Source organism: Kibdelosporangium aridum (assembly GCF_900176515.1).
In the GTDB taxonomy this organism is placed as follows: Bacteria; Actinomycetota; Actinomycetes; order Mycobacteriales; family Pseudonocardiaceae; genus Kibdelosporangium; species Kibdelosporangium aridum.
Window position 1 is genome coordinate 613,314 of sequence record NZ_FWXV01000005.1, and the last position, 26,251, is coordinate 639,564.

The 26,251-nt window shown below is 67.0% G+C and carries 23 protein-coding genes; 12 read left to right on the top strand and 11 right to left on the bottom strand.

Annotation, left to right across the window (positions count from 1 at the left end; translation table 11 throughout):
• Positions 1-390: 390 nt before the first annotated feature.
• A complete protein-coding gene (locus B9C43_RS30175) occupies positions 391-624 on the bottom strand; it encodes an antitoxin (RefSeq protein WP_033381783.1) in 234 nt (77 codons plus the stop codon).
• Positions 625-903: 279 nt separating this feature from the next.
• On the opposite strand from B9C43_RS30175, the gene B9C43_RS30180 reads away from it, so the two are divergent.
• The gene (locus B9C43_RS30180) at positions 904-1,929 is read left to right on the top strand and encodes a C40 family peptidase (protein ID WP_143446684.1); all 1,026 of its coding nucleotides are present in this window, start codon (positions 904-906) and stop codon (positions 1,927-1,929) included.
• Here the strand turns inward: B9C43_RS30180 and B9C43_RS30185 are convergent.
• Positions 1,926-3,113, bottom strand: coding sequence for an ROK family transcriptional regulator (locus B9C43_RS30185; protein WP_084430293.1), 1,188 nt, complete (start codon positions 3,111-3,113; stop codon positions 1,926-1,928). The two genes, B9C43_RS30180 and B9C43_RS30185, sit on opposite strands and share 4 nt — an antisense overlap.
• A 106-nt stretch (positions 3,114-3,219) precedes the next feature.
• On the opposite strand from B9C43_RS30185, the gene xylA reads away from it, so the two are divergent.
• Complete coding sequence (gene xylA / locus B9C43_RS30190) at positions 3,220-4,392, top strand: xylose isomerase (RefSeq protein WP_084430294.1); 1,173 nt, start codon at positions 3,220-3,222, stop codon at positions 4,390-4,392.
• Here the strand turns inward: xylA and B9C43_RS30195 are convergent.
• Positions 4,389-5,588 (bottom strand): cysteine desulfurase-like protein, encoded by a 1,200-nt coding sequence (locus B9C43_RS30195; RefSeq protein ID WP_084430295.1) that lies wholly within the window; start codon positions 5,586-5,588, stop codon positions 4,389-4,391. The genes xylA and B9C43_RS30195 overlap by 4 nt on opposite strands.
• Before the next feature lie 50 nt (positions 5,589-5,638).
• On the opposite strand from B9C43_RS30195, the gene B9C43_RS30200 reads away from it, so the two are divergent.
• Together B9C43_RS30200 and B9C43_RS30205 are read left to right on the top strand one after the other, a co-directional pair.
• Positions 5,639-6,238 carry a TetR/AcrR family transcriptional regulator gene (locus B9C43_RS30200; protein ID WP_033381789.1) on the top strand — a complete coding sequence of 200 codons (600 nt, stop codon included), beginning with the start codon at positions 5,639-5,641 and terminating at the stop codon, positions 6,236-6,238.
• The gene (locus B9C43_RS30205; RefSeq protein ID WP_084430296.1) at positions 6,235-7,842 is read left to right on the top strand and encodes an acyl-CoA dehydrogenase family protein; all 1,608 of its coding nucleotides are present in this window, start codon (positions 6,235-6,237) and stop codon (positions 7,840-7,842) included. Before B9C43_RS30200 ends, B9C43_RS30205 begins: the two co-directional genes overlap by 4 nt.
• On the opposite strand, the gene B9C43_RS30210 is transcribed toward B9C43_RS30205, so the two are convergent.
• From B9C43_RS30210 to B9C43_RS30220, 3 genes are read right to left on the bottom strand one after another with little or no spacing between them, the layout of a single operon-like run.
• On the bottom strand, positions 7,820-9,034 hold the full coding sequence (locus B9C43_RS30210; protein ID WP_084430297.1) for an SAM-dependent methyltransferase: 1,215 nt from the start codon (positions 9,032-9,034) through the stop codon (positions 7,820-7,822). The genes B9C43_RS30205 and B9C43_RS30210 overlap by 23 nt on opposite strands.
• Positions 9,031-9,756, bottom strand: a complete 726-nt coding sequence (locus tag B9C43_RS30215; RefSeq protein WP_143446685.1) for a DUF1365 domain-containing protein — start codon at positions 9,754-9,756, stop codon at positions 9,031-9,033. Before B9C43_RS30215 ends, B9C43_RS30210 begins: the two co-directional genes overlap by 4 nt.
• On the bottom strand, positions 9,750-10,964 hold the full coding sequence (locus tag B9C43_RS30220; protein WP_084430299.1) for an NAD(P)/FAD-dependent oxidoreductase: 1,215 nt from the start codon (positions 10,962-10,964) through the stop codon (positions 9,750-9,752). The genes B9C43_RS30215 and B9C43_RS30220 overlap by 7 nt, the downstream gene beginning before the upstream one ends.
• 43 nt (positions 10,965-11,007) lie before the next feature.
• Here B9C43_RS30220 and B9C43_RS30225 point away from each other — a divergent pair, with 43 nt between their 5' ends.
• Positions 11,008-12,189, top strand: coding sequence for an SAM-dependent methyltransferase (locus B9C43_RS30225; RefSeq protein WP_235038913.1), 1,182 nt, complete (start codon positions 11,008-11,010; stop codon positions 12,187-12,189).
• On the top strand, positions 12,180-12,941 hold the full coding sequence (locus tag B9C43_RS30230; RefSeq protein WP_084430301.1) for a DUF1295 domain-containing protein: 762 nt from the start codon (positions 12,180-12,182) through the stop codon (positions 12,939-12,941). The genes B9C43_RS30225 and B9C43_RS30230 overlap by 10 nt, the downstream gene beginning before the upstream one ends.
• Here B9C43_RS30230 and B9C43_RS30235 read toward each other — a convergent pair.
• From B9C43_RS30235 to B9C43_RS30250, 4 genes are all read right to left on the bottom strand, one after another.
• The gene (locus tag B9C43_RS30235) at positions 12,938-13,126 is read right to left on the bottom strand and encodes an NACHT N-terminal helical domain 7-containing protein (protein WP_084430302.1); all 189 of its coding nucleotides are present in this window, start codon (positions 13,124-13,126) and stop codon (positions 12,938-12,940) included. The genes B9C43_RS30230 and B9C43_RS30235 overlap by 4 nt on opposite strands.
• An 86-nt stretch (positions 13,127-13,212) precedes the next feature.
• The gene (locus B9C43_RS30240; protein ID WP_033381794.1) at positions 13,213-13,449 is read right to left on the bottom strand and encodes a hypothetical protein; all 237 of its coding nucleotides are present in this window, start codon (positions 13,447-13,449) and stop codon (positions 13,213-13,215) included.
• Between the two features lie 161 nt (positions 13,450-13,610).
• A complete protein-coding gene (locus B9C43_RS30245; protein WP_084430303.1) occupies positions 13,611-14,267 on the bottom strand; it encodes a 4'-phosphopantetheinyl transferase family protein in 657 nt (218 codons plus the stop codon).
• A complete protein-coding gene (locus B9C43_RS30250; RefSeq protein ID WP_235038914.1) occupies positions 14,264-15,109 on the bottom strand; it encodes a metallophosphoesterase family protein in 846 nt (281 codons plus the stop codon). Before B9C43_RS30250 ends, B9C43_RS30245 begins: the two co-directional genes overlap by 4 nt.
• 46 nt (positions 15,110-15,155) lie before the next feature.
• On the opposite strand from B9C43_RS30250, the gene B9C43_RS30255 reads away from it, so the two are divergent.
• From B9C43_RS30255 to B9C43_RS30275, 5 genes are all read left to right on the top strand, one after another.
• Positions 15,156-16,874, top strand: coding sequence for a glycoside hydrolase family 55 protein (locus B9C43_RS30255; RefSeq protein ID WP_235038915.1), 1,719 nt, complete (start codon positions 15,156-15,158; stop codon positions 16,872-16,874).
• Between the two features lie 105 nt (positions 16,875-16,979).
• Complete coding sequence (locus tag B9C43_RS30260; protein ID WP_160096778.1) at positions 16,980-19,007, top strand: HAD-IC family P-type ATPase; 2,028 nt, start codon at positions 16,980-16,982, stop codon at positions 19,005-19,007.
• Between the two features lie 178 nt (positions 19,008-19,185).
• On the top strand, positions 19,186-19,833 hold the full coding sequence (locus B9C43_RS30265) for an acyl-CoA-like ligand-binding transcription factor (RefSeq protein ID WP_235038916.1): 648 nt from the start codon (positions 19,186-19,188) through the stop codon (positions 19,831-19,833).
• Positions 19,830-21,398: an MDR family MFS transporter gene (locus tag B9C43_RS30270; protein WP_033381798.1), complete on the top strand. Its 1,569-nt coding sequence runs from the start codon at positions 19,830-19,832 to the stop codon at positions 21,396-21,398. The genes B9C43_RS30265 and B9C43_RS30270 overlap by 4 nt, the downstream gene beginning before the upstream one ends.
• A gap of 43 nt (positions 21,399-21,441) precedes the next feature.
• Entirely contained in the window at positions 21,442-22,500 is a 1,059-nt protein-coding gene (locus tag B9C43_RS30275; RefSeq protein WP_084430307.1) for a CobW family GTP-binding protein, read from the top strand.
• Here B9C43_RS30275 and B9C43_RS30280 read toward each other — a convergent pair.
• Positions 22,438-23,898: a peptide MFS transporter gene (locus B9C43_RS30280; RefSeq protein WP_084430308.1), complete on the bottom strand. Its 1,461-nt coding sequence runs from the start codon at positions 23,896-23,898 to the stop codon at positions 22,438-22,440. The two genes, B9C43_RS30275 and B9C43_RS30280, sit on opposite strands and share 63 nt — an antisense overlap.
• Before the next feature lie 98 nt (positions 23,899-23,996).
• Here B9C43_RS30280 and recD2 point away from each other — a divergent pair, with 98 nt between their 5' ends.
• A complete protein-coding gene (recD2, locus tag B9C43_RS30285; RefSeq protein ID WP_084430309.1) occupies positions 23,997-26,210 on the top strand; it encodes an SF1B family DNA helicase RecD2 in 2,214 nt (737 codons plus the stop codon).
• Positions 26,211-26,251 lie beyond the last annotated feature (41 nt).

Sequence of the window (26,251 nt, forward strand, 5' to 3'; positions counted from 1 at the left end):
ACGAAGCAGGAGGAAACCGCAAAAGAAAAGCAACCCATCCCCGAGCGAAGGCTCGATTTTACTTGGGGTAGCGGCGCGCTTAAACTGTCCGGTGCGGGGAGGCCCCACGCGCCACGAAGGAAAAATGATGCGGAACGAAGGGGGACTCCCCGGCTTCCTTCCCGAGCGCGCCGCAGGGGCCCCAAGTCAAATCGAGCCGTGGCGGGCACCGAAGAACCCCGAAACAAAAGCCAAACCAAGAACCTAGCTGGAAATAGGGCAAACGAAGCTGGAACCCGAAGCAAAAGAGCAAGCCAAAGAGCGAGCCAAGGCAAACACCTTAGCCAAGCCGAAGACCGAACCAAAGCAAAGAAAAAGGCGGCCCGAAGGCCGCCCTCCTCTTCACCAAAGTCAGTAGGGACCGTGCTGACCACTCGGACCGTGTTGTCCACCCGGACCCGGACGCCGAACCTTGCGGACCGCGTTCTCGATCTGGTGGTGGTACTTGCCCTTTGTCTGCCGGTCAACGAACTTGCCGGCCTTGTCGGCCATCCGGGCGACCTTCTCAGGATTCTTCCTGGCGTACCGGCGGGCGGCCTCCGCCGCGCCGGCCAGCACGGTCAACTTCTTGAACAGTCCTGCCATGGCGAACCTTCCGCGAGCGGGTGCTTCCAAAGCCTTCAACGTCTCAAGTACCCAGCCGAGTTCCGCTCAAATCGCCCGTTCGGCCGTATAGATCAACCCGGTTGGCCCAGACACCGACTTCACACCGGGCTCAGACCCCCTCTGGCAGGCTCAACCGGCGATGGTCGGGTGCCGTTGACAGGAAAGATCCGGCACAATGGCGCCCGCGTATGACGGTGAGGGCAAGGGGGACGGACTGTGGGTTTGCTGGTGCGGTCGGGTGGCTGGAGAGGTGCCTTGGTGCGCAGGGTTGTCCTTGCCGCGCTGGGGAGCCTGATCGCCGGCCTGCTGAGCGCTGTTCCCGCAGCTGGGCAGGAGGAACCGGAGCAGCCGACCACGGTGGCCGGTCTCCTCGGCTACTACAAGGACTTGAGCAACCGGGCCGAGCGGATCAACGAGGATCTGCTGCGCATCCAGGAGGAACTCGAGGCCAAGCGTTCGGAGTCCAAGGACGCCGGTCAGCGAGCCGATGCCGCCCGCAAGCAGGCCGATGAGTCCCGTGCCCGCGTCACCCAGGCTCAGCAGGACAAGTCCCGTGTCGACGCGCTGCTGTCCGGCACCGGCGACCTGAACGCGATGAACGTGTTCCTCACCGGCAGTAGCCGTGATGACGTTGTGTCACGGATGCAGGCCGCCAGCATGGCGTCTCAGCTCAGCGGCACCGCCGCCGAGCAGGGCAGGCGGGCGATCGCCGAGGCCGAGCGGGCCGCGAAGGACGCCACCGCCGCACAGAACGATGTCCGCAGGTCCGAGGCCGCGTTAGAGGCGGGCGCCGCTCAGGTGCAGCGCCGCCGGGACGAGCTGGCCAAGCAGATCGAGCAGGTCAAGGCCGCGATCGAGCAGTTGACGCCTGAGCAGAAGGCGATTCTCGCCGACAACGGCGACAGCCCGTCCACGGTGAAGATCCCGAACGGCGATGTCGGCGCGGTGCTGCGGTACGCCCTCGCTCAGATCGGCCGTCCGTACGTGTGGGGCGCCGAAGGTCCGGACTCGTTCGACTGCTCTGGGCTGATGCAGACCGCGTACCAGGTCGCAGGCGTGCGCCTGCCGCGGGTGTCGATCCAGCAGTCGGGCGTTGGCCAGGCGATTCCGCGTGACCAGGTCCGCGCGGGCGACATGATCTTCTACTTCAGCCCGGTGCACCACGTGGCCATGGCCATCGACAGCAACCGCGCGGTGCACGCGCCCAGCGCTGGTCAGAACGTCAAGATCGCCCCGATCAACTCGATCGGGCCGATCACGGTCATCCGCCGCGTGCTGAACTAACCAGCCACTGTCGCTGTGATGAACGGGTCCGGGTCGGCCACGATGGCCCGGACCGCGGACGCAGCGGCGCCGCGCACCGCGGCTTCGGTTCCCAGCGTGGAGCGCAGGATCCGCACTTCCGACCACGCCGCGCTGACCACTCGGACGTTCAGTTCCTCGAGCAGCAGTTCGTGCAGCCACGGCTCGATGCGGGCGTAGGTTCCGCCGAGCACGATCGTCGGCACGTCCAACAGGTTGACCACATTGGACAGTGCGGTGCCCAGCCAGCGGGCGACCGAACGCGTCGCGGTGACTGCCTTACGGTCGTTGTCCTGCAAGCGGAGTACCAGCGTGTCGACGTCGGGCACGCCTGCCTGCTGCAGGATCGTGTCCTGGCCTGCCATCGCCTCGAGGCAGCCGCGGGCGCCGCATGAGCATTGCGGCCCTTTGGAATCCACTGGCAGATGGCCGATTTCGCCACCGAATCCACGGACGCCTTCGAACAGCACGCCGTCCATCACGATGCCCGCGCCGATGCCGATTTCGCCGGACACGTGCACGAAGTCGCGCAGGTCTTCGTGGCCGCCGCCCCACATTTCGCCGAGTGCGGCGAAGTTCGCCTCGTTGCCCACCATGATCGCGGTGTCGCCGAGGTCGGTCCGGTCGCGCAATTCCGCTTGCACGTCCACGTCCCGCCAGCCCAGGTTCGGGGCGGTACGCAGGAACCCGGTCGACGACTCGACCAGGCCGGGGACCGCGACGCCGACGCCGCCGACCCGCACGGGCAGTTCCGCCACGGCTGTCCGGATGGCACGGGCCACTTTGACCAGCACGCGGTTGGCCGGTTGGGATCGGTTGTCCACCGGGCGGATCCGCTGGCTGCTGACCGAACCGGTCAAATCGACCAAACAGGTCGCGATGTAGTCGACGCCGATCTCCACGCCAAGCCCATGTGGACCGTCGGGCGACAGCGACAGCGAGGTGCCGCGCCTGCCGGGGCCGTCTCGGCGCGCCGGTTCGCCGTCGACCACGAGATCGGCCGCGATCGCCCGGTCGACGAGGCTGGACACCGTCGCCTTGGTCAGCCCGGTCTGGGCGGCGACGCCTGCGCGTGAAATTCCAGGGGAGTCCGCGATCGCGCCGAGCACGAGCGCGGAGTTGTGCCGGCGGACGGTGTGCTGGCCGGCTGGCCTCGGCTGGGTCACGACGTCATGCTAGTGGTGTGGGTCGTGAACCGGCGGTTGCCTCACCAGTGCGACCCGGATAAGTTTAGGCATCGAACTATTAACGGCTCGATCTGAAGGAGACACCGTGACAGATCTGCCAACTCGTGCGGACAAATTCAGCTTCGGCTTGTGGACCGTGGGGTGGCGGGCGGTTGACCCATTCGGTGAGGCGACCAGGCCCGCGCTCGACCCGGTCGAGACGGTGCACCGGTTGGCCGAACTGGGCGCGTACGGCGTGACCTTCCATGACGACGACCTGATCCCGTTCGGCTCGGACGACGCCGAACGCGACCGCCGGATCAGCCGGTTCAAGCAGGCGCTGCAAGACACTGGCCTGGTCGTGCCCATGGCCACGACGAACCTGTTCAACCATCCGGTCTTCCGCGACGGCGGTCTGACGAGCAACGACCGTGCTGTCCGCCGGTACGCGATGCGCAAAGTCATGCGCAACATGGACCTCGCCGCCGAACTCGGCGCGCAGACATACGTGCTGTGGGGCGGCCGTGAGGGCTCGGAGACCGACGCGGCCAAAGACGTCGCCGCGGCGCTGGACCGCTACCGCGAGGGCATCGACACGCTCGCCCAGTACTCGATCGACCAGGGCTACGGCCTCAAGCTGGCCTTGGAGCCCAAGCCGAACGAGCCGCGCGGTGACATCTTCCTGCCGACCATCGGGCACGCCCTGGGGTTCATCTCGACGCTGCAGCACCACGAGATCGTCGGGCTGAACCCGGAGGTCGGGCACGAGCAGATGGCCGGCCTGAACTTCGTCCACGGCATCGGCCAGGCGTTGTGGCAGGGCAAGCTGTTCCACATCGACCTCAACGGCCAGAAGGGCCCGCGTTACGACCAGGACCTGATCTTCGGCCACGGCGACCTGCTGTCCGCGTTCTTCCTCGTCGACCTGTTGGAGAACGGCGGCTACGAAGGCCCACGGCACTTCGACTACAAGCCGCTGCGCACCGAGGACAGCGAAGGTGTCTGGGCCAGCGCGGCTGCGAACATGCGCAGTTATCTGTTGCTGCGTGACCGTGCCAAGACCTTCCGGGCCGACCCGGAGGTGCAGGACGCGCTGGCGGCCTCGCGCGTGCCGGAGCTGTCCGTTCCGACACTTTCGCCCGGGGAGACCTGGCAGGAACTGCGGGCGGATCGTTCCGCGTACGAGGACTTCGACCCGGACAAGGCCGCCGAGCGGGGATACGGCTTCGTCCGGTTGTCACAGCTGGCGCTCGAGCACGCGATCGGCGCCCGGGGTTAGCCGCGGCTGATCTCGTGCACGGCGGCGATCAGCCTGTCCACATCGGACTCGTCGGTGTAGGGCGCGACTCCGGCACGGACCGCGCCCGCATCGCCGAGGCCTAGCCACCGCGCGCACTCCAGCGCGTAGAACGTCCCTGCCGGCGCGTTCACGCCACGCGCCGCCAGTTCGCGGTAGATCTCGGCCGGCGGTATGCCGTCCATGGTGAACAACGCGGTCGGCGTCCGGTCCCGGTTCGGTGAACCATGCAAACGGGCCACTCCGGACAGTCCGGCCTCCATTCGCTTGAGCATCGCGCTTTCGTGCTGCTCCAACGCCTGCATCGACTGCGCCAGCCGGGTCCGGCGCGGTCCCGTGCCCGCTGTGAGGCCTGCAAGGAAGTCGATCGCCGCCGTGGTTCCGGCGAGTTGTTCGTACGGCAGGGTTCCGTACTCGAAGCGTTCCGGTACGGCGTTGGTCGCGGGCAACAGCTTGTCCGGCCGGAGCGTCTCAAGCAGCGTTGGCCGGGCCGCCACGATTCCCATGTGCGGGCCCAGGAACTTGTACGGGGAACAGGCGAAGAAGTCCGCGCCCATGGCTTCGACGTCCACCCAGGCGTGCGGCGTGAGGTGCACGCCGTCGACATAGACCAGCGCTCCCGCCTTACGGGCGTGTGGCGTGATGCGGGCGATGGATGGCCTGGTGCCCAACAGGTTCGAGGCCGCGGTCACCGCGACCACGCGGGTCCGGTCGGTGAGCAGGCTGGTGACCGCCGAGACGGGCAGCTCGCCCGTCGCCCGGTCGAACTCGGCCCAACGGACCCGCACGTCGTGTGCTTCCGCTGCCTGGACCCACGGGCGGACGTTGGCGTCGTGGTCCAGCTTGGTGACGATCACCTCGTCGCCCGGCCGCCATTGTTTGGCCAGCATGCGGGACAGGTCGTAGGTCAGCTGGGTCATGCTGCGGCCGAAGATGATGCCCGAGGGCTGTGCGCCGAGCAGATCGGCCGCGGCCTGCCGGGCCGAGGCGACGAGGTGCTCGACCCTCAGCTCGGCCGCAGTGATCGATCCGCGGTTGGCCAGGCCGGACAGCAAAGCGTCGGCGACGGCTTTCGCCACCACGTCGGGCACCTGTGAGCCGCCTGGGCCGTCGAAGTGGGCGACGCCCTCCCGCAAGGCCGGGAAATGCGCACGCACAGCCGCTACGTCGAATGGCACGTTCGCGAGCGTACTTGCGTGAAGGTGTGAATCACTGGTTCACTTCTTGTGTGCCGTACCGCCGGACTCCGCGAGTGCAGGCGCGCATGGACAACGTGCGCGCCGCGATCCTGGTCGCGGGCGTCGACCTGCTGTCCGAGCAGGGCTACGCCGGGTGCTCCGTGGCGGCTGTCGCGGCCCGCGCGGGCATCGCCACGGGCAGCGTGTACAAGCACTTCGCCAGCAAGGCGGAGCTGTCTGTCGAGCTGTTCCGATTCGTGGTCAACCATGAGGTCGACGCGGTCGCGAAGGCTGCCGCGCAGCCCGGTGACCTGGTCGAACGGATCGTTTCGGTCGCCGTCACGTTCGCGTCCCGCGCGTTGCAGTCGCCTCGGCTGGCGTACGCGTTGCTCGTCGAACCGGTCGATCTGACGGTCGAGCAGGAGCGCCTGGTGTTCCGGCGTGCGTTCCGCGACATCGCCGCAGAACGGATCGCGCACGCCGTCGACGCCGGCGCACTGCCGCCCCAGAACCCCGAATTCACCGCAGCCGCGTTGATCGGCGCGCTCAGCGAGATCCTGGTCGGGCCGTTGGCCGAACAGGCCGCCGCGGACGACGTCCTGCCCGCCCTGACCACATTCTGTCTGCGTGCCTTGGGAGGTCATGCGTGAGCACCACACACGAGGTCACCAACCAGGTCCCGCCTTTGGTGGGGCACGACGTGGCCGAAGACCCGGCGCTGCTGGAGGCCCTGCGGCGAGAAGGTGCCGGGTGGGCCGAGCCGGAGCTCCACGAGGTGGGACGGCTCGCGGGCAGCGAACAGGCCCAGGAATGGGGCCGGGTGGTCAACGAGAACGAGCCTGTCCTGCGCACGCATGACCGGTACGGCAACCGGATCGACGAGGTCGAGTTCCATCCGTACTGGCACTCGCTGATGGATGTTGCCGTCGAACACGGCCTGCACGGCGCTCCCTGGGCCGATTCCACCCCAGGAGCGCACGTCGCCAGGGCGGCCAAGCTGTTCGTCTGGGGCCAGGTCGAGGCCGGGCACACGTGCCCGATCAGCATGACTTACGCCGTGATCCCGACCCTGCGGGCCAATCCTGAGCTCGCCGCGCAGTACGAGCCGTTGCTGACAGCCAAGACGTACGACTTCGGCCTGCGCGTCCCCACGTCGAAACAGGGCCTGATCGCGGGCATGTCGATGACCGAGAAGCAGGGTGGCTCGGATGTCCGGGCCAACACCACGCGGGCGACTCCGGCCGGTGATGGAACCTATCGGCTGGTTGGGCACAAGTGGTTCACGTCCGCGCCGATGTCCGACATCTTCGCCACGCTTGCCCAGGCTCCCGGCGGGTTGACGTGTTTCCTGCTGCCGCGCGTGCTGCCGGACGGTACGCGCAACCGGATGCACATCCAGCGGCTGAAGGACAAGCTGGGCAACCGGTCCAACGCGTCGGCGGAACTCGAGTACGACGAGGCGGTCGGCTGGCGGCTGGGCGAAGAGGGTGAAGGTGTGAAGGTCATCCTCCGGATGGTCAACAACACCAGGCTCGACTGTCTGCTCGGCAGCGCGGCTGGGATGCGTTTCGGGGCCGTGCAGGCGATCCGCCACGCACGGCACCGCAGCGCCTTCGGTTCAGTGCTGGTTGAGAAGCCGTTGATGCGCAATGTGCTGGCGGACCTGGTCGTGGAGTCCGAAGCGGCGACCGTGGTGGCGATGCGGCTGGCCGGGGCGACCGACCGGGGTGAGGAGATCCTCCGGCGGATCGGGCTCGCGGTGAGCAAGTACTGGGTCTGCAAGCGGGCTCCGGTGCACGCGGCCGAGGCGCTGGAATGCTTCGGTGGCAACGGGTACATCGAGGACTCCGGGATGCCCCGGCTGTACCGCGAGGCGCCTCTGCAGTCCATTTGGGAGGGTTCGGGCAACGTTGCCGCGTTGGACGCGTTGCGTGCCATGGCGCGGCAGCCGGAGACCGTCGAGGCGTTCTTCACTGAGGTGGAACGGGCCTCCGGCGCCGACGCCAGGCTCGACGACGCGATCGAGGGTCTGCGCAAGGAACTGTCCAATCTGGAGGACATGGAGTTCCGTGCGCGCCGCGTTGTCGAGTCAATGGCTATGGTGCTTCAGGGTTCACTGCTTGTCCAGCATGGCGCGCCGTCGGTCGCCGACGCGTTCTGCGCATCGCGGTTCGCCGGTGACTGGGGTGTCGCGCTGGGCACGTTGCCGTCCGGTGTGGACACCAAGGCGATCATCGAGCGTGCCCTGGTTTGACCAGGCCGAGCTGCCAGGCGTCGAGGTAGCGGGAACGGAACCCGGCTTCGCAGTAGGCCAGGTAGAAGTCCCACATCCGGCGGAACACCGGGTCGAAGCCCGCTGCCACGACCTTGTCCCAGCCCGCGAGGAACCGCGCCCGCCACTCGTGCAGTGTGCGGGCGTAGTGCGGGCCCAGCTGGCGCTGCATCACGATCCGCAGGCCGGCATTGTCCACATTGTCCTGGATGGCGGGCAGCGAGAGCAGTTGACCGCCAGGGAAGATGTACTTGTGGATCCACGTGTACGAGCGCCGTGTCGCGAGCATTCGGCCGTGCGGCATGGTGATCGCTTGCAGACCGACCCGCCCGCCCGGCTTGAGCACCCGGTTGATGGTCTGGAAGTACGTCGGCCAGTACTCCTCGCCGACCGCCTCGATCATCTCGACTGACACCACTGCGTCGTAGGATCCTCGCGCGTCACGGTAATCCCGTAGCCGCACCTCGACTTGCCTGCTGAGCCCGGCTTCGGCGATCCGACGCTCGGCCAAGTCCTTCTGCTCGCCGGAAATCGTCAGCGTGGTCACGCGGGCACCGCGTTGCGCCGCCCGAATCGCCAGAGCGCCCCAGCCGGTGCCGATTTCGAGCAGATGGGTGCCCGGCCGGACGTCCGCGAGGTCCAGAATGCCGTCGATCTTGCGCAGCTGCGCGCGATGCAGGTCGTCGCCGGGCTGGTACCACGCGGACGAGTACGTCATCGACGGGTCGAGGAAGACCTCGAACATGTCGTTGGACAGGTCGTAGTGCCGGTGGATGTTGCTCCGCGCACCGTCCACAGTGTTGCGTTCGTCGTCCGGGCGGGTCGTGTCCACCCAGCGCCGCAACACCTGTAGCGGCTTGGGGACCAACGTCGCCATTCTCCGGGCGAACGGGGTCAGCAGCCCGGCGGGGTCGTTGCTGGTCCAGTCGCCGGCCATGTACGCCTCACCGAAGCCGATCTTGGCGTCCACGCCCAGCCGGTGGAAGAACGTCTCCGGCCGGATCAGCCGCATCACCGGCCCGCCGAGCCCGATCCGTTCCCCGCCGGGGAAGACGACCTGAACGGGCAGTCGGCGGATGGCTTGACGGAAGAGCCGTTCGGCGGCCCACGCGCGCACGGCGGATCGGGACGGTGCGGTCAATCCGGGCCAGAGCTCGATAGCTGTCGCGGTCACTGGACACCCTCCTGCGGGACGTGCGGCGTTCGGCGGACAATCGGGACGCGGCGCAGCCACAAGGCAACGCCGTGCCGACGGATCAAGGCGCTGACCAGCCGCGTGACCAGCGGACGGTTGAGTACTGCGCGGACGATTTGCCGTGTGGTCGCGGGCGTTCGGAATCCACGCACGGTGGCGACGAGTGGTGTCTGCCCATGTTGCCTGAGCCGGATGGTCAGCTCGAGCTTCTCGTCCGGTTTGGGCAACTCCATGACGTAGTCGCCGCCCATTTGCTGGAACGGCGAGACGTAGAACTCCTTGGCAGTGGTGGCATGCCCGGCCTCGTCGGTGTCCAGCAGGTAGCAATGCCTTTCGCCATAGGTGTTGTGGACTTCGGCGACAACACACGCCAGCGATCCGTCGGGCCGGTGACACCAGAACACGCTGACCGGGTTGAACACGTGCCCGAGCACGCGGGCGTTGGCCAGCATGAGCACCTGGCCGCCGTGCAGCTCGACGCCGTAGCGGCCCAGCCACGCGTCGAGGTTTTCCCGGATCGTCCTGTCAGGACGGCCCAGATGATCCCGGGACTCGAAGCGTGCGAACGGCCGCAACCACCGGGGAAGCTCCGGCAGCCGGTCCACGTCGACCAGCCACAGGTAGATCCGGTGCCGGAAAGCGCGTGGTGGTGGCACTTGGCGGACGTGTTCGACCTCGGCCTGATAGAGCGCGGTCACCACGTTACACCCAGCGCCTTGGCGGCTCGCACACCCGACACGCAACCGTCCTCATGGAACCCCCAACCGTGATACGCGCCTGCGAACGCGATCCTGTCGGTGTTCAACCCAGGAAGCTTTCGCTGTGCTGCGACGGATGCGGGGGTGTAGACGGGGTGTTCGTAGGTCATCTTGGCGATCACGGCCTGCTCGGGGATCCGGCCGGTCGCGTTGAGCGTGACGACATAATCAAGGGGTTCGGCCAACCGCATCAAGCGGTTCATGTGGTAGCTCACCACAACCGGGCCGTCGTTCTCGTGGCACGCCGTTTTCAGGTAGTTCCATGAGGCCGAAGCTCCGGTGGTGGTCGGGAGCAGCGCGGCGTCGGTGTGCAGCCAGGTCTCGTTACGTGAATAGGTGAAAGCGCCCAACACTTCCCGTTGCTGCTGCGTGGGCTCGGCCAGCATGGCCAACGCGTGGTCGGGATGCGTTGCGATCACTACCCGGTCCACGTGATGCGACTGTCCACTGTCGTCGCGGATCTCGACGCCTTCGTTGTGGGTGACGACCGTGCGGACCGGTGTGCTGACGTGCACAGCGGACAGATTCTTGGCCGCAAGCTCCACATAGGTCCGAGAACCGCCCACAACGGACCGCCATTGCGGCGACCCGGTCACCGAGAGCATCCCGTGGTTGTCTAGAAAAGCGAAGAGATATCGCGCCGGGTACTCACGTGACACCTGCGGACCCGCGGACCACACCGCGGAGACCACCGGCAGCACGTAATGCTGAACGAAGTACTGTGAATACCCGCCGATGGCTAGAAACGCGCCGAGCGTGACGTCATCAAGGGTGTCGTCGGCCAGCACCCGGCGCGCGTGCCGATGAAACCGCAGAACCTCGCCCAGCATCCACAGGTACGTCGGCCGCAGGTTGTCCATTCGCGGGAACAAGCCCGGAAGACCTTTGGCGCCAGCGTATTCCAGACCACACCCAGCACATCGGACACTCATCGACATCTCGGTCGGCTGCGTGACAACACCTAGCTCACCGAACAACCGCAGCAGATTCGGGTACGTACGGTCGTTGTGCACGATGAACCCGGTGTCGACCGCGACCATCCCACCGTCCGGTGTGGGCACGTCGTGCGTGTGCGCGTGCCCACCCAGCCGAGGCTCGGCCTCGAACAGGACCACGTCGTAACGGCGTTGCAGCAGGTACGCGGCCGTCAGCTGGTGAGGCTGGTCGAACGGCTAGCTGGGGGCAAAGATTCCGGTGGGAGTGCTCGCGTGGGACGGCAGCCGGGCAGGCGACTCCGACGGGCCTTGTGTCGTGCTGAACTCTCGTCGGGCATTGCGGCATGTGCTGTGGCAGCCGGGGGAGTTGGGGTTGGCGCGGGCCTATGTCAGCGGTGACCTCGATGTCGACGGTGACCTCGCTGACGGGTTGAGCCGGTTTTGGCGGTTGGGCCGCAAGATCCGGCCGTCGGTCAAGGACTGGACGGCGATCGTCAAGCTGGCTGTGCGGCTGGGGGTGATCGGGCCGCGGCCGAAGCCACCTGCCGCGGAGGCGCGACTGGGCGGGAAGCTGCACACGCGCAGCCGGGACCGTGCCGCGATCGCGCACCACTACGACCTGTCGAACGACTTCTACCAGCTCCTGCTCGATCCGAGCATGGCCTACTCATGTGCGTACTGGACGTCGGAGCAGGCCGAGCTGGCCGACGCGCAGGCCGCCAAGCTGGACCTGATCTGCCAGAAGCTGGACCTCCGGCCCGGCATGCGCCTCCTCGATGTCGGCTGTGGGTGGGGATCCCTGGTCGTGTACGCGGCACGGAACTACGGTGTGCACGCCACCGGCATTACGTTGTCGCGGCAGCAACGTGACCATGTCTTGAAGAGGGCCGAGGGGTTGTCCGTCGACGTGCGCTTGCAGGACTACCGGGAACTGACGGACGAACCGTTCGACGCGGTCGCCTCAGTCGAGATGGGGGAGCACGTCGGCGAGGACAACTACCCGGCCTACGCGGCCACGCTGTTCCGGATGCTCAAGCCGGAGGGGCGGCTCGTGCTGCAGCAGATGTCCCGGGGCGCGACGGCGCCGGGCGGTGGGGCGTTCATCGAGACGTACATCGCGCCGGACATGACCATGCGGCCGATCGGGTCGACCTTGAACCACCTCGCGGCCGCGGGGTTCGAGATCCGCGATGTGCAGGCAATGCGCGAGCACTACGTGCGGACATGCCAGGCATGGGCCGACACGCTGGAGAAGCGCTGGGAGGACGCCGTGCGGTTGGTCGGGGTCGAGCAGGCGAGGACATGGCGGCTGTACCTGGCCGGCGGCGCGTTGGCGTTCGCCGAGAACCGGATGGGCGTCGACCAGATCATCGCCGTCCGGACCACAGTGGATGGCCGAAGCGGCATGCCGAGCGCGACGAGGGCAGCGCTGTGTTCCTGACCAACCTGGCGGTCAGCGCGGGCGCCGTGGCCGTACTGCTCGGGCTCGTGTTCGCCATCTCGGTGCGCCGGGATCGGCACGACCTCATCGACGTGGCGTGGGGCTTGGGCTTCGCGCTGGTGGCGGCGGTGTCGCTGGCGCTGGCTTCGCAGCCGAACGTGCTGATCGCCGTGCTCACGATGATCTGGGGCGTCCGGCTGGCCGTCCACATTGGAATACGCAACCACGGCAAACCCGAAGACCGGCGATACGTCGAGATCCGGCAACGCTCCAACGGAAACCTTCACCTGGCGTACAAGGTCTACCTGACGCAGGGGTTGATCCTGCTTTTCGTATCGCTGCCCGTGCAGGTAGCGCAGTACATTCCGGCACCACCGGTCTGGCTTGTTGTTCTCGGTGCCCTGATATGGCTGATCGGCTTCGTGTTCGAAACAGTCGGCGACTGGCAGCTGTCCCAGTTCAAAGCCGATCCCGCGAACAAGGGAAAGCTGATGACGACCGGCCTGTGGCGCTACACCCGCCACCCGAATTACTTCGGCGACGCGGCCGTGTGGACCGGCCTCTATGTGCTCGCGTGTGCGACCTGGGCAGGCGCTGCCACCATTCTGTCCCCAGTTCTGATGATCTGGCTCCTGGTCAACGGATCAGGCAAACCACTCACCGAGAAGCACATGCGGAAATCGCGGCCGGAGTACGCCGAGTATGCCGACCGGACCAGCGGCTTCTTCCCGCTGCCACCGAAGCGCGTTTAGCGACCAGTTCTTTCGACAGGCGGATGAATTCGCCTTTTGGCGTCGAACCAGCTCAGCAGATCGAGTACGGACAGCACTGAACCGCCGAGCAACGCGGTGCCGAGAATGTTGTCGAGGGCTCGGACGACCTTGTTTTCGTTGCCGCCGAGCAGTTTCACCGCATCCGCGTAGGTGAACGGGGCCATCAGGCAATCATGCCGCGAGGTCCATTACGGCCTCGACCGGGTGAACGAAACGCCCCCGGGAGGTGAAATCCCGGGGGCGTCTGGGCTCATCCGCCGCTGCGGCGGCTGCTGAAGTTGCGGTGCGTCGGGGTTGCCTGGCTGCGCATGTTCTGCACTTTGCCGTGCGTCTTGGCCTGTGGTTTCGCCGCGCGGCGCTCTGCTCGGCTGAGCTTCGGGGCGTCGTCGGCCGGGTCGTGGGGCTCGATCGGCTTCATGAAGGACAAGCCTTCACTCGCGCTGGCTTTCGGTGCCTTCTTGGCGTTTTTCTTCGAGTTCGCGGCCATGAGGAATCCTCCTGGAAAAAAAGTTGATAAGGGGACGGCCACGCGGCGTGTGGACAGCCTGCTGTGGCGTGGAGTTCTCAACCTGAATGCGCGCTGTGCGCGGAGGTTCTCAGATGCCCATGGCAGGAACGATAGCAGCGCTCTACCGGGCGCGCATCCTCTTACCCCACTGGGATCGCTATCGCGGTGATCACCAGGCCGTCTCCGACTATCCACTTGCCGTTGAACACGTCGACCCGCTCACCTGCGATGACGGGGCCTGGCACCATCAGCTTCGCCTTGAACGTGCCGTCGTCGGCCAGGGTGATCGACGCTTCCTCGAACCCGAGCCATTTACGAGTCAGCGGGAACCAGGCCTTGTACACCGTCTCCTTGGCGCAGAACAGCATCCGGTCCCAGTGCACCGTGTTGTCCGCCGCGGTGAGCTTGGCCAGCCGCCCGTTCTCCTCGTCACGGGAGATCACGCCGAGCACCCCTTCGGGCAGCGGTGCGTGCGGCTCCGCGTCGATCCCGAGGGTGTGGATGTCGCTCGAGCGAGCCACGACCGCCGCGCGATATCCCGCGCAGTGCGTCATGCTGCCGACGATCCCCGAAGGCCATTGCGGTGCGCCGCGCTCACCGGTCAGCAGCGGCACCGGCGGGACCCCGAGTTCGGCGAACGCCTGCCTGGCGCAGTGGCGAACCGTGGCGTACTCGCGCTTCCGCTTGTCCACGGCCTTCGCCACGTGTGCGGCTTCCTCGGGGAACATCGTGGACTCGGCCGCGTCGCTGAACATCTCTTTGCTGGCCACGCCGGCAGGCATCAGCTTCTCGATCATGGCGCCACTCGCACCGGCAGGACGGGCTTGAGCAGCTTCGCGGGCAGGCCACGCGGCTTCCACTCGCGCGGGTAGCCCAGCGAGACCTCCTCGAACGGCACCCCGTCGTACTCCGTGTGCCTCGGGATGTGCAGGTGGCCGTACACCACAGCAGCCGTGTTGAACCGCGTGTGCCAGTCGGCCGACAGTTCAGTGCCGCACCATTGCGCGAATTCCGGGTATCGCAGGACACGCGTTGGCTGGCGGACCAACGGCCAGTGGTTGACCAGCACCAGCGGCACGTCCGGGTCGCACGCGGCGAGCCTGCGCTCGGTCTCCGCGACCCGCGCGTGGCACCAGGCGTCGATCGACGGATACGGGTCCGGTATCAGGAAGTACTCGTCGGTGCAGACGATTCCCGCCTCGTGCGCGATGGCCAACGACTCTTCCTTGTTGGTCGCGCCCTCCGGCCGGAACGTGTAGTCGTACAGCGCGAACAGCGGCGCGATCCGCACCGGCCCGCCGTCACCGGTCCATACCGGGAACTCGTCCTCCGGCGTGAGCACGCCCAGCCTGCGGCACATCTCGACCAGGTGCTTGTAGCGCCGCACGCCACGCAACTGCACTGGGTCCTTGGTCGTGGTCCACAGCTCGTGGTTGCCCGGCACCCAGATCACCGTGTCGAACCGCGACTTCAGCAGCGACAACGCCCACTGGATGTCCGGGGTGGTCTCGGCGACGTCACCGGCGACGATCAGCCAGTCGCCGGGGTGTCCGGGCTGCAGGCCCTCCACGATCGGCCGGTTCTCGGCGTGGCCGACGTGCAGATCGCTGATCGCCAGCAGTTGGGGTGTCGCGCTCACGCACACGAGCCTACCGAGGCTGATCGGCGCGAATGGTGCTTTCGCTGTGACGCCCGCCTCTGATACACCGGAGTCGACGTCCAACGCCGCCGCCACCGACATGGATGTGAGGAACTCGTCGATGGCGCTTGACCGGCGGAAATTCCTGGTAGGCGGTGCGGCGGCGGCCACTTGTCTCGTCACGGCGGGGCATGCGCACGCCGACCCCCCTGAGTTATGGCAGCAGTTCGTCGCCAACCCCTGCAACCATCCGCAGATCCCCAACATCGCTTACGCCGGCTACCGGTTCGGCGAGCGGCCGCCCAACCGGCCGTCGCGGACCAACGTCCTGCGGTACGGGGCCAAGCCCGACGGGTCGGCGGACGCCTCGGTTGCGATCAACCGGGCGATCAAGGACGTCGGCAGTGCCGGTGGCGGCGTGGTGTTCGTGCCCGCGGGCACGTACCGGATCGACGACATCATCGAGGTCGGCTACGACAACGTGATCCTCAGGGGCGCGGGCAGCGGCCAGACCACGCTGTTCGCCACGCGCTCGCTGGAGCAGATCGTCGGCATCAACCGCAGCCGCTACGGCGGCTCGAACTCGGCGTGGAGCTGGTGCGGCGGGTTGGTCTGGGTCTGTCACCGCGACCGGCGCACGCCGTTGATCGAGGCCATCAAGACGCAGCGATGGCCGCTGGAGGGCTGGATCGGCAACGAAGGCGCCGACACCAGCGTGATCACCACGATCGTCGGCGCGGTGCCGCGGGGCTCGTTCACGGTCACGGTTGCCGACGCTGGCGGCCTTGAGCCAGGACGGCGGGTGTTGCTGCAGGTAGACGACGATCCAGCGCACGGCCTGCTCAAGCACATGTGCGGGGATATCCCGGGCACGGAGTCGTACATCTGGACCGACAAGACCAAGCTGCTTTCGTACAAGCCGTTCATGTGGCCGGTGCGTATAGCGGCCGTAAAGGGATCTGAGGTGACGCTGGCCCAGCCGCTTCCGGTGGAGCTGCGGACGGAGTGGAACGCGCGGCTGACCACGAGCGCGCCGGCGATCACCGGGGCGGGTGTCGAAGGGCTGACCATCCGGATGGTCAAGACCATCCGCCCGGCCCACCTGCAGGACAAGGGCTACAACGGACTGGTGTTCCAATGCGCGTGGGACTGCTGGGCCGACGATGTGTCCGTTGTGGACAGTGATAACGGGTTCCTGCTGGTCTCGGCCAAGGGCGTGACCCTTTCGCGGACCCGGGTGAGCGGCCGCGGACAGCACCATTCCTACGCGTGCCGCGAGCAGTCGCATGACAACCTGGTCGAGGACTTCGCCATCGGCAAGTTCACCGAACCGCCCACACCGGGCTCCGGGCACCACGGGATCAACGTGGAAGGTCTGTCGTGCGGCAACGTCTGGTCGCGCGGCCGGATGGAGGCCGGCACGTTCGACACGCATCGCGGGTTGCCGTTCGGCAACGTACGAACCGAGGTCGAGATCTTCAACGACGGCTCGCACGGCGGTAGCGCCGACGCGGGTCCGTTGTACGGCGCGCGATTCGCGCACTGGAACATTACGGTGACCAACGAGCGCGCGGGCTGCGTCAAGATCGACCACGTCGCGCCGTGCAGCGCGACCGTTGGTATTTCTACGGTTCGCGAGTTCGGCCAGATCGACCGGCCGGACTTCACCGGGCCGCTGGAGTCCAAGCTGGAGAGCTACGGGACCACCGCCGTGCACCCGCCGAACCTGCACCGCGCCCAGCGAGCTTTGCGAGGTTTTGCCTAGCGCCACGCAAAATTGGTCTAAAAAGATCACTGCATCGGTTGTGCCGGACACCGATGTACGGGTACCTCTATGCTAGAGGTTGTTGCTACAGCTGGGAGATCCGGCATGATCACCGGTCCGGACCGCCAACCATGGCGGCTGATCAGCGTGCCCGCGCTCGTCGCGGCCGTCCTGCTCTCGGTACTGGCCGGTCTGCTGTGGTTACTCGGCATGCCCGACGCGTCTCTACTGTGGACGGTCGCGGCCGCGGCCAGTGTCGCGCCGCTGACCGTGTGGTCGATCGAGGACCTGGTGCTGGATCGCCGGGTGGGCGGCGCGCTGCTGACCGTCCCGGTGATCGGTGGCGCGTTGCTGGTCGGCGAGCACGAAGTCGGTGCCGCAGCGGGGATGCTCGCCTGCGGGATGCGAGGCGTCGAGGCGCTCGTGCGCCGCCGCGCCCGCCGCGAGGTCGCTGCGATCGCGCGTGCCGCCGACGAGACCAAGATCCATACGGGGGAGCGGGTCACGGTCGGCGCCGGCGAGGTGATCCCGGTGGACGGCCGGCTGCTGCACGACGCCGTGCTCGACGAATCACCCTTGTCGGGCGATCCGATCAGGGTGCGGCGCAAGGAAGGTGAGTCGGTCCGCAGCGGCGTGGTCAATGTGGGCGACCCGATCGAGCTGATCGCGACCGTGCCTGACACGGAGGGCACGTGGGCGGCGATGGCGCGCCTCGCGCACCGTGCGGTCACCGACGGCGCCGGGCCGCTGCGACGGGCCAACCGTGCCGCGTTGGTGTTCGCGCCGTTGGCGATCGTGGCTGCGGCCGTGGTGTGGCTGGTCACCAGAAATCCGTTGGCCGCGTTCAGCGTGCTCGCTGTGGCCGCCGCGGGGCCTGTTCTGCTTGCTGTGCCGTTGTCTTTGACGGCCGGGCTGACGAGGGCTGCCCGTCAGGGCGTCGTTGTGGGCGACGTCGGTGTCCTGGAGCGCCTGGCACGCACGCGGATCGGCGTGATCGACGCTTCCGGCGTGATGTACGCAGGCACGTTGTCGGTGACCGAGGTCATTGCCGCGCCGGGTTGGCTGACCAACGACGTGCTCGCGTGCGCGGCCTCCGCGCAACGCATGCGGCCTGACGCATTCGCCGGAGCCGTCGCCCGGGCGGCGAAGGCCGCGGGCCTGCGAGGCAGTGCGCACACGGGCAAGGTCACGTTCGCCGAGACCCAGCCGGACGGCGCGCTCGACTGGGTGAAGGTGGCCCTGGCCAGGGCGAGTTTGGACAACGCGAGCATCGCCTGGGTGACCGTGGACGGTCAGCCAGTCGGTGCGCTGCTGGTGCGTGACGAAGTCCGGCCGGACGCCGCGAAGTCGGTGCGGGCGTTGCGGCGGGCCGGAATGCGGCGGTTGGTCCTGGTGACGCGCGGACACCTCAACGATCCTGAGGACGTCGGCATCGTGCTGGGCGTTGACGAGCTGTGGACCCGTTGCGGTACGGCGGACAAGGTCGAGCGTGTCCGTGAGGAACGCCGTCGTGGACTGACCCTCATGGTCGGCGACGACCCTGCTGTCGGTGCGGCGGACGTGGGCGTCGCGTTGAGTGGTCGGGGCGCGTGCGTCGCCGACGTGATCATCGCGGATGGCCAGGTCGCGCGCCTCGCCGATGCCGTGCGAACCGCGCGGCGAACCCGGTGGATCGGCGTGATCACTACGACGGCCGGGCTGGCGATCATTCTCGGCGGGATGGCCGTGGCCACGCTGGGCTGGTTGGCGCCGCTGTTCGCGGTGCTGGTCAGGACGGGGCTCGACGGCCTGGTCATGGGTGCCGCGCTGCAGGCTTTGAAGCCCGGTCGGCCCGCGGTTGGGCCGTACCTGCGCGAGCCCGACCACCTCAGCCCGGTCCGGCACGCGGTCCGTCAGGCCGCTGCCGACCTGTCCACTGGACTCACGCCGCAGGCCCAGCAATCGGTGCTGCGGGCGTACCACCTGATGTCCGATCACGTGGTGCCCGCGCAGCGCACCGGCGAGATCGAACGTCAGGTCCGTCGCCTCGGCACGCACCTGACGGCGCCAAACGCCCAGGTAGACGACCTGCGAGCAACGCTGTACGGCCTGAACGCCGTCCTGAACGAAAGCGTCAACGCCAGACGGCGCTAGCCACTAAGCCGTGTCCACCATTCCGGCACCATGAAATCCCCCTCGCCCAGGCTGGAGGGGGATTTCATGGTGCCGGAAAGTGCATTTCGGTGTGTTGGAAAGGTGGACACGCGGGGGGAGACTCGCTTCACAGTCTGAAAGTTTGCAGACTCTGCAAGATCCTCGGTAACGTGGAGTCATGACCGAGGGGGAGCAGCCGTTGGGCCTGCGCGAGCGCAAGAAGCTCGAAACACGGGCCAGGCTGGTGAAGGTCACGCTCCAACTGGCGGGTGAGCGCGGCCTGGAGAACGTCACGGTCGATGACATCGCGGCCGAGGCAGGTGTGTCCGCGCGGACGTTCTTCAACTACTTCCCGTCCAAGGAAGACGCCGTGATGCACCCGGACCCTGATCCGGTGGGCCAGACGCGCAAGGTCGCGGCCGCGTTGCTGGCCGCACCCGCCGAGCTGAGCCCGACGCAGGCAGTGGTGGTCGCGATGCGCCCGTACATCGACAGGTTCGACGAAGAGCGCGACGAGTGGCTGACCCGGATCTCGATCATCGAACGGGACCCCGGGCTGATCGTGCGGATGTTCTCCACCCAGCGGGAGACCGAGCAGATCCTCGTCGACGCGATCGCGCGGCGGACCGGCCTCGACGCGGCCACCGACTTCTACCCGTTGCTGTTGTTCAAGGTCGTTGGCGGCGCCATGCAGGCCGCCTGCCAGCGCTGGCATGAGCTGGGGGGCTCGGTCCGGATGTCCGAGTTGTTCGACACGGCGATCGACACGCTCGCCGGGGGAATGCCCGTGCCCACAGGCACGGCCGTCATTGAGGGGAAGAAATGACAGTCACGGCAGACCCACCTGCCGACGGTGTGAAACTCAGTCGATCGCAGGTGGTGCAGGCGCTGTCCGGCCTGATGATGGGCATTTTCGTGGCCATCCTCGCGTCGACCGTCGTGGCCAACGCGCTGCCGCGGATCGTGGCGGACCTGGGCGGCTCGCAGTCGTCCTACACCTGGGTGGTCACCACGGAGCTGCTCGCGATGACCGCGACGGTTCCGCTCTGGGGCAAACTTTCCGACCTGTACAACAAGAAGCTGCTGACCCAGCTGTCACTGGTGATGTTCGTGGCCGGTTCGCTGGTCGCCGGGTTCTCCCAGGACATCGGCACCCTGATCGCCAGCCGGGTCGTGCAGGGTGTCGGCGCGGGTGGCTTGACGGCGTTGGTGTCGGTCGTCATGGCGGCGATGCTGTCGCCGCGTGAACTCGGCAAGTACATGGGCATCTTCGGTGCCGTGTTCGCCGTGGGCACGGTCGCGGGCCCGCTGATCGGTGGCGTCATGGTCGACACGTCATGGCTTGGCTGGCGCTGGTGCTTCTTCTTCGGTGTGCCGTTCGCGGTGGCCGCGATCCTGCTGCTGCAGCGCACGCTGAAGATCCCGACGGTGAAGCGGGAGGGCGTGAAGGTCGACTACCTCGGCGCGTTCCTGATCATGCTGGGCGTGTCCACCCTGCTCGTGTGGACCACGCTGGCCGGCCACCAGTTCGACTGGCTGTCCGGCTGGACGTTCTTCATGGTCGGCGGTGGCGTCGCGGTGCTCGCGCTGGCGGTGTGGGTGGAGTCGCGGGTGGCCGAGCCGATCGTGCCGCTGAGCATCTTCCGCAACCGCACGGTCACGCTCACCACGACCGTCAGCTTCCTTGTCGGCGTCGCGATGTTCGGCGGCACGGTGTTCCTGTCCCAGTACTTCCAGCTCTCACTGGGCAAGTCGCCGACCGTGGCCGGTCTGATGAGCCTGCCGATGATCTTCGGCATGCTGATCTCGTCGACCCTGTCCGGCCAGCTGATCAGCCGGACCGGCAAGTGGAAGGGCCACCTGATCACCGGCGGCTTCTTCATGATCGCCGGCTTCGTGCTGCTGGCCACGATCGACCGTGGCACCGACATCGTGCTGCTGTCCGCGTACATGGTGGTGCTGGGTGTCGGCGTCGGCATGCTGATGCAGAACCTGGTGCTGGTCGCGCAGAACGACGTGGCCGCGCAGGACCTGGGCGCGTCAACCTCCGTGCTGACGTTCTTCCGCAGCATGGGTGGCACGATCGGCGTCAGCGTGCTGGGTGCGGTCCTGGCCAACCGGGTGACCAGCGAGATCACCGCACACCTCGGTCCGCTGCCCACCGGCAACGGCACGGCCGCGGTGCCGGATCTGGCGACGCTGCCCGAGCCGATCGCGAACGTGATCAGGGAGGCCTACGGCGTCGCGACCAGCGAGATCTTCCTGTACTGCCTGCCGTTCGCGGTCGTCGCGGTCGCGGTGATCTTCTTCCTCAAGCAGATCCCGCTCAAGACCCAGACGGGTGCCGAGCGGCTGGCCGAGGAATCCGGGACCACGGTCACACTGCACTGACACACCTGCCGGGGCGGTCCGCCATGGGCCGCCCCGGCAGGTAATGTCTCCTCCCGTGATCCCGGTTGTCCTTCTCACCGGCTTCCTCGGTTCCGGCAAGACGACGCTGCTCAACCACCTGCTCGGCTCGGCCCGCGGCACCAGGATCGGCGTGATCGTCAACGACTTCGGGCAGATCAACGTGGACGCGATGGCCGTCGCGGGCCAGGTCGACTCGATGATCTCCCTGGGCAACGGCTGTCTGTGCTGTGTGGCCGACACGTCGGACATCGACGAGATGCTGGGCAAGCTGGCCGGCGCCAAGCTGGACGTGATCGTGATCGAGGCCAGCGGTCTCGCCGACCCGCAGGCCATGGTCCGCAAGCTCTTGGCAAGCAAGGACGATCGCGTCCGCTACGGCGGGCTGGTCACGGTCCTCGACTCGGTCGAGTTCACCAGAACCCACACCGAACATCCCGAGCTGGCCAAGGCGCTGAAGATCGCGGACCTGCTCGTGCTCAACAAAACCGACCTGGCCGATCCCGCCGCGCTCATCGACACTGTCCGGACGTACAACGGCGAAGCGCCGATCGTCCCGGTCTCGCACGGCAGAATCGACCCGGAGTTGCTGTTCGACCGCGCGCCGCAGCTGCCGGTTGCCCGGCAGCTGTCGTTCGACGACCTCAACGACGACCACTCGGACCACGCGCACGCGGTGTACGACACGGTCACGTTCACCTCGACCGAACCGATGCACCCGGTCCTGCTGATGGACTTCCTGGACAACCGGCCTGCCGGGCTGTACCGGATGAAGGGCTTTGTCTACTTCGGACTGCCCGGGCACACCGACCGGTTCGGCATCCAGACCGTCGGCAACTACCTGCGCTTCCACCGGTCGCCGTGGCCACGCGGCAGCACACCGGAAACCCAGCTCGTGCTCATCGGCAAGGACATCGACTCGACCGCGGTCGACTGGCTGGAAGCGTGCCAGCAGACCGGGCCGGTCGAAGTCGACGACATGCTCTGGGTGACGCGGTATCTGGACTCAGTGGACGATTTCTCAGTGGACGCCCTGCATGAGCCTGCGCAGCAGCGGCCGGAGGCCGAAGAGGATCAGGCCTAGCACGATCGCCGCGCCGCCGAGGATGCCGAAGTACGCGGGCTCGTTGTCGGCCGAGTAGTACCCGGCCAGTTCGCCCGCGACCGACGAACCCAGCGCGATGGACAGGAAGAACAACGCGACCATCTGCGCGCCGAACGCCTTGGGCGCCAGCTTCGTGCTGACCGACAGGCCGACCGGTGACAGGCACATTTCCGCGACGGCGAAAACCACCAGGATCAGGGCGAGCAAAAGCGGGTTCACCGCTGGGCCGTCACCGGTCTGGCTGACCGCGACCATCAGCAGGAAAGCGATCCCCATTCCGATCACGCCGAGCGAGAATTTGACCGTGGTGCTCGGCTGGCGTTCACCGAGTTTCGTCCAGAGATACGCGAACAATGGCGCCAGCACGATGACGAATGCCGGTTCCACCGAGTTGAACACCGCGGGCGGGATGTGGAATCCGAGTGCGTCCAGATCGATCCGGGTGTCGGCGAAGATCGGCAACACGGTGAACTGCTGCTGGAACAGCGACCAAAAGCCGAAACTGATGATGAACAACGGGATGAAGGCGTACACCCGGCTGCGTTCCACCGCGGTGATCTTCCGGCTGGACAGGATGACGGCGAAATAGGCGACGGCTGCTGCGACCACGACCCACGTCACGACGGTCGGCAGGTTCTCCGGCGTGATCGTGCCGGCCAGCACCAACAGAACGACGACGACCACACCGACCGCGATGATGGCCAGCGCTCGCACCCGCGCGGCCCCGGTCAGCGGGTTGGGCACCACCCGTGCGGCGGGTCCCAGGTTGCGGCGGCCGAGGACGTACTGGACCAGACCGGCGGCCATACCCACGGCGGCCGCGCCGAAGCCGACGTGGAAGCCCACGTCGGTCTGCAGCCACCCGGTGACGATCGGGCCGAACATCGCACCGAGGTTGATGCCCATGTAGAACAGCGAGAACCCGGCGTCCCTGCGCTCGTCGCCCTCCGCGTACAACGTGCCGACCAGCGCGCTGACGTTCGACTTCAGCCCACCGGTACCGATGATCACCAGGATCAGGCCGACCGCGACCCCGGTCAGTCCAGGGATCAACGCCAGCGCGATGTGCCCCAACATGATGAACACGCCGCCGTAGAACACGGTGCGTTCGGCGCCGAGCAATCTGTCCGCGACCCACGCGCCACCGACCGAGGCCAGGTACACCAGCCCGCCGTACGCGCCGACGATGCCCGCAGCGGTCGCCTTCGGCAGGGCAAGCCCGCCATCGGTCACGCTGTAGTACAGGTAGAACGCAAGGATCGCCTGCATTCCGTAGTAGGAGAACCGTTCCCACAACTCGGTGCCGAACAGGTTCGCCAGTGCCTTGGGATGTCCGAAGAATCCGCGTTGGGGAGTTTCAGTAACCGGCGTTGTCACGTTATGTCACCTTACGCCGAACGGGCTAGGCCGGCTCACCGGCCATTGGTAGGTGATCCGCGGTGCTCGGCGTCGTCGCGCTGTGATACCCCTTTCGAGTGGGCAGCAATGAGCCGTTTCGGGGGTCTGTGCTGGAGGCTGTCCTTGAGAGGATCACCTACGCCAACGAGGACACCGGGTACACCGTCGCCCGTGTCGACACCGGGCGTGGTGGCGATCTGGTCACCGTGGTGGGTGCTCTGCTCGGTGCGCAGCCGGGGGAGTCGATCCGGATGCGGGGCCGATGGGGATCGCATCCGCAGTACGGCAAGCAGTTCCACGTCGACGACTACACGACAGTGCTGCCCGCGACCGTGCAGGGGATCCGGCGGTATCTCGGGTCCGGGCTGATCAAAGGGATCGGGCCGCGGCTGGCCGACCGGATCGTCGAGCACTTCGGAGTCGACGCGCTCGACGTGATCGAGCAGCAGCCCGAGCGGCTGATCGAGGTGCCCAAACTCGGGCCGAAACGCACCAAGCTGATCGCCGCGGCGTGGGAGGAACAGAAGGCCATCAAGGAAGTGATGGTCTTCCTGCAGGGCGTGGGTGTGTCCACCTCGCTGGCGGTGCGGATCTACAAGCAGTACAACGACAAGTCCATCGACGTCGTGCGGACCGAGCCGTACCGGCTTGCCTCGGACGTGTGGGGGATCGGGTTCCGCACCGCCGACACGATCGCCAAGGCGGTCGGCATCCCGCACGACAGTCCACAACGGATCAAAGCAGGCCTGCAGTTCACCCTGTCGGAGTCGACCGGTGACGGGCACTGTTATCTGCCGGAGGAGCGGCTGATTGCCGACGCGGTCAAGATCCTCCAGGTGGACACCGGTGCCGTGATCGACTGTCTGGCGGAGCTGGTCGACGAGGAAGGCGTCGTGCGGGAGCTGGTGCCCGGCGAGGACACCGAGGTGGACCAGGTCGCGATCTACCTCGTGCCGTTCCACCGGGCCGAGATCTCGTTGGCGAGCCAGCTGACCAGGCTGCTGAGGTCCGAAGAGGACAGGATGGCCGCGTTCGCCGGTGTGGACTGGGACCGTGCGCTGGCCTGGCTGCACAAGCGGACCGGCGCTGAGCTCGCGCCCGAGCAGGAACAGGCCGTACGCCTCGCGCTGACGAGCAAGGTCGCTGTGCTGACCGGTGGACCGGGCTGTGGCAAGAGCTTCACCGTCCGATCCATTGTGGAGCTCGCGGCGGCGAAACGAGCCAGGGTGGTGCTCGCCGCACCCACCGGCCGTGCCGCGAAGCGGCTGAGCGAGTTGACCGGTCACGAGGCGAGCACCGTGCACCGGCTGCTGGAGCTCAAACCGGGCGGCGAGGCGGCCTACGACAAGGACCGGCCGCTTGATGCTGACCTGGTGGTCGTGGACGAAGCGTCCATGGTGGACCTGCTGCTGGCCAACAAACTGGTAAAAGCACTAGCTCCTGGCACGCACCTGCTGCTCGTCGGTGACGTGGACCAGTTGCCCTCGGTCGGCGCGGGCGAAGTCCTGCGTGACCTGCTGGCCCCGGACACCCCCATCCCGCACGTGCGGCTCACGCACATCTTCCGCCAAGCGCAACAGTCCGGTGTGGTCACCAACGCGCACCGGATCAACGCCGGAGAACACCCGCACACCAAGGGACTCGACGACTTCTTCTTGTTCTCAGTGGACGACGTCGAGCAGACCGCGGCGCTCACAGTGGACATCGTGGCCAACCGGATCCCGCGCAAGTTCGGGCTTGACCCGCGCAAGGACGTGCAGGTGCTCGTGCCGACCCATCGCGGCCCCGCAGGCGCGGCCGCGCTGAACTCCCTGCTGCAGGAGGCTTTGACACCGTCCACACCGAACCTGCCGGAACGCCGGTTCGGTGGCCGGGTGTTCCGCGTCGGCGACAAGGTCACGCAGATCCGCAACAACTACGACAAAGGCGAGAACGGCGTGTTCAACGGGACCATGGGAGTGGTCACCGGACTGGACGCCGAGGAGCAGACACTGACCGTCCGGACCGATGAGGACGAAGAAGTCGGCTACGAGTTCAGCGAACTGGACGAATTGACCCATGCGTACGCGGTCACTATTCACCGCTCGCAAGGCAGTGAATATCCGTGTGTGGTCATCCCGATCACCACGAGTGCGTGGATGATGTTGCAGCGCAACCTGCTGTACACGGCCGTGACCAGGGCAAAGAAGCTGGTCGTGCTGGTCGGGTCGGCCAGGGCGATCGGCCAGGCGGTGCGCACCGCCAGCACCGGCCGCCGCTACACCGCCCTTGACCACCGGCTTCGCGCGTGATGTTGTAGCCTGCATCTCAGGTCTGTTGTTGCTGGGTGAGG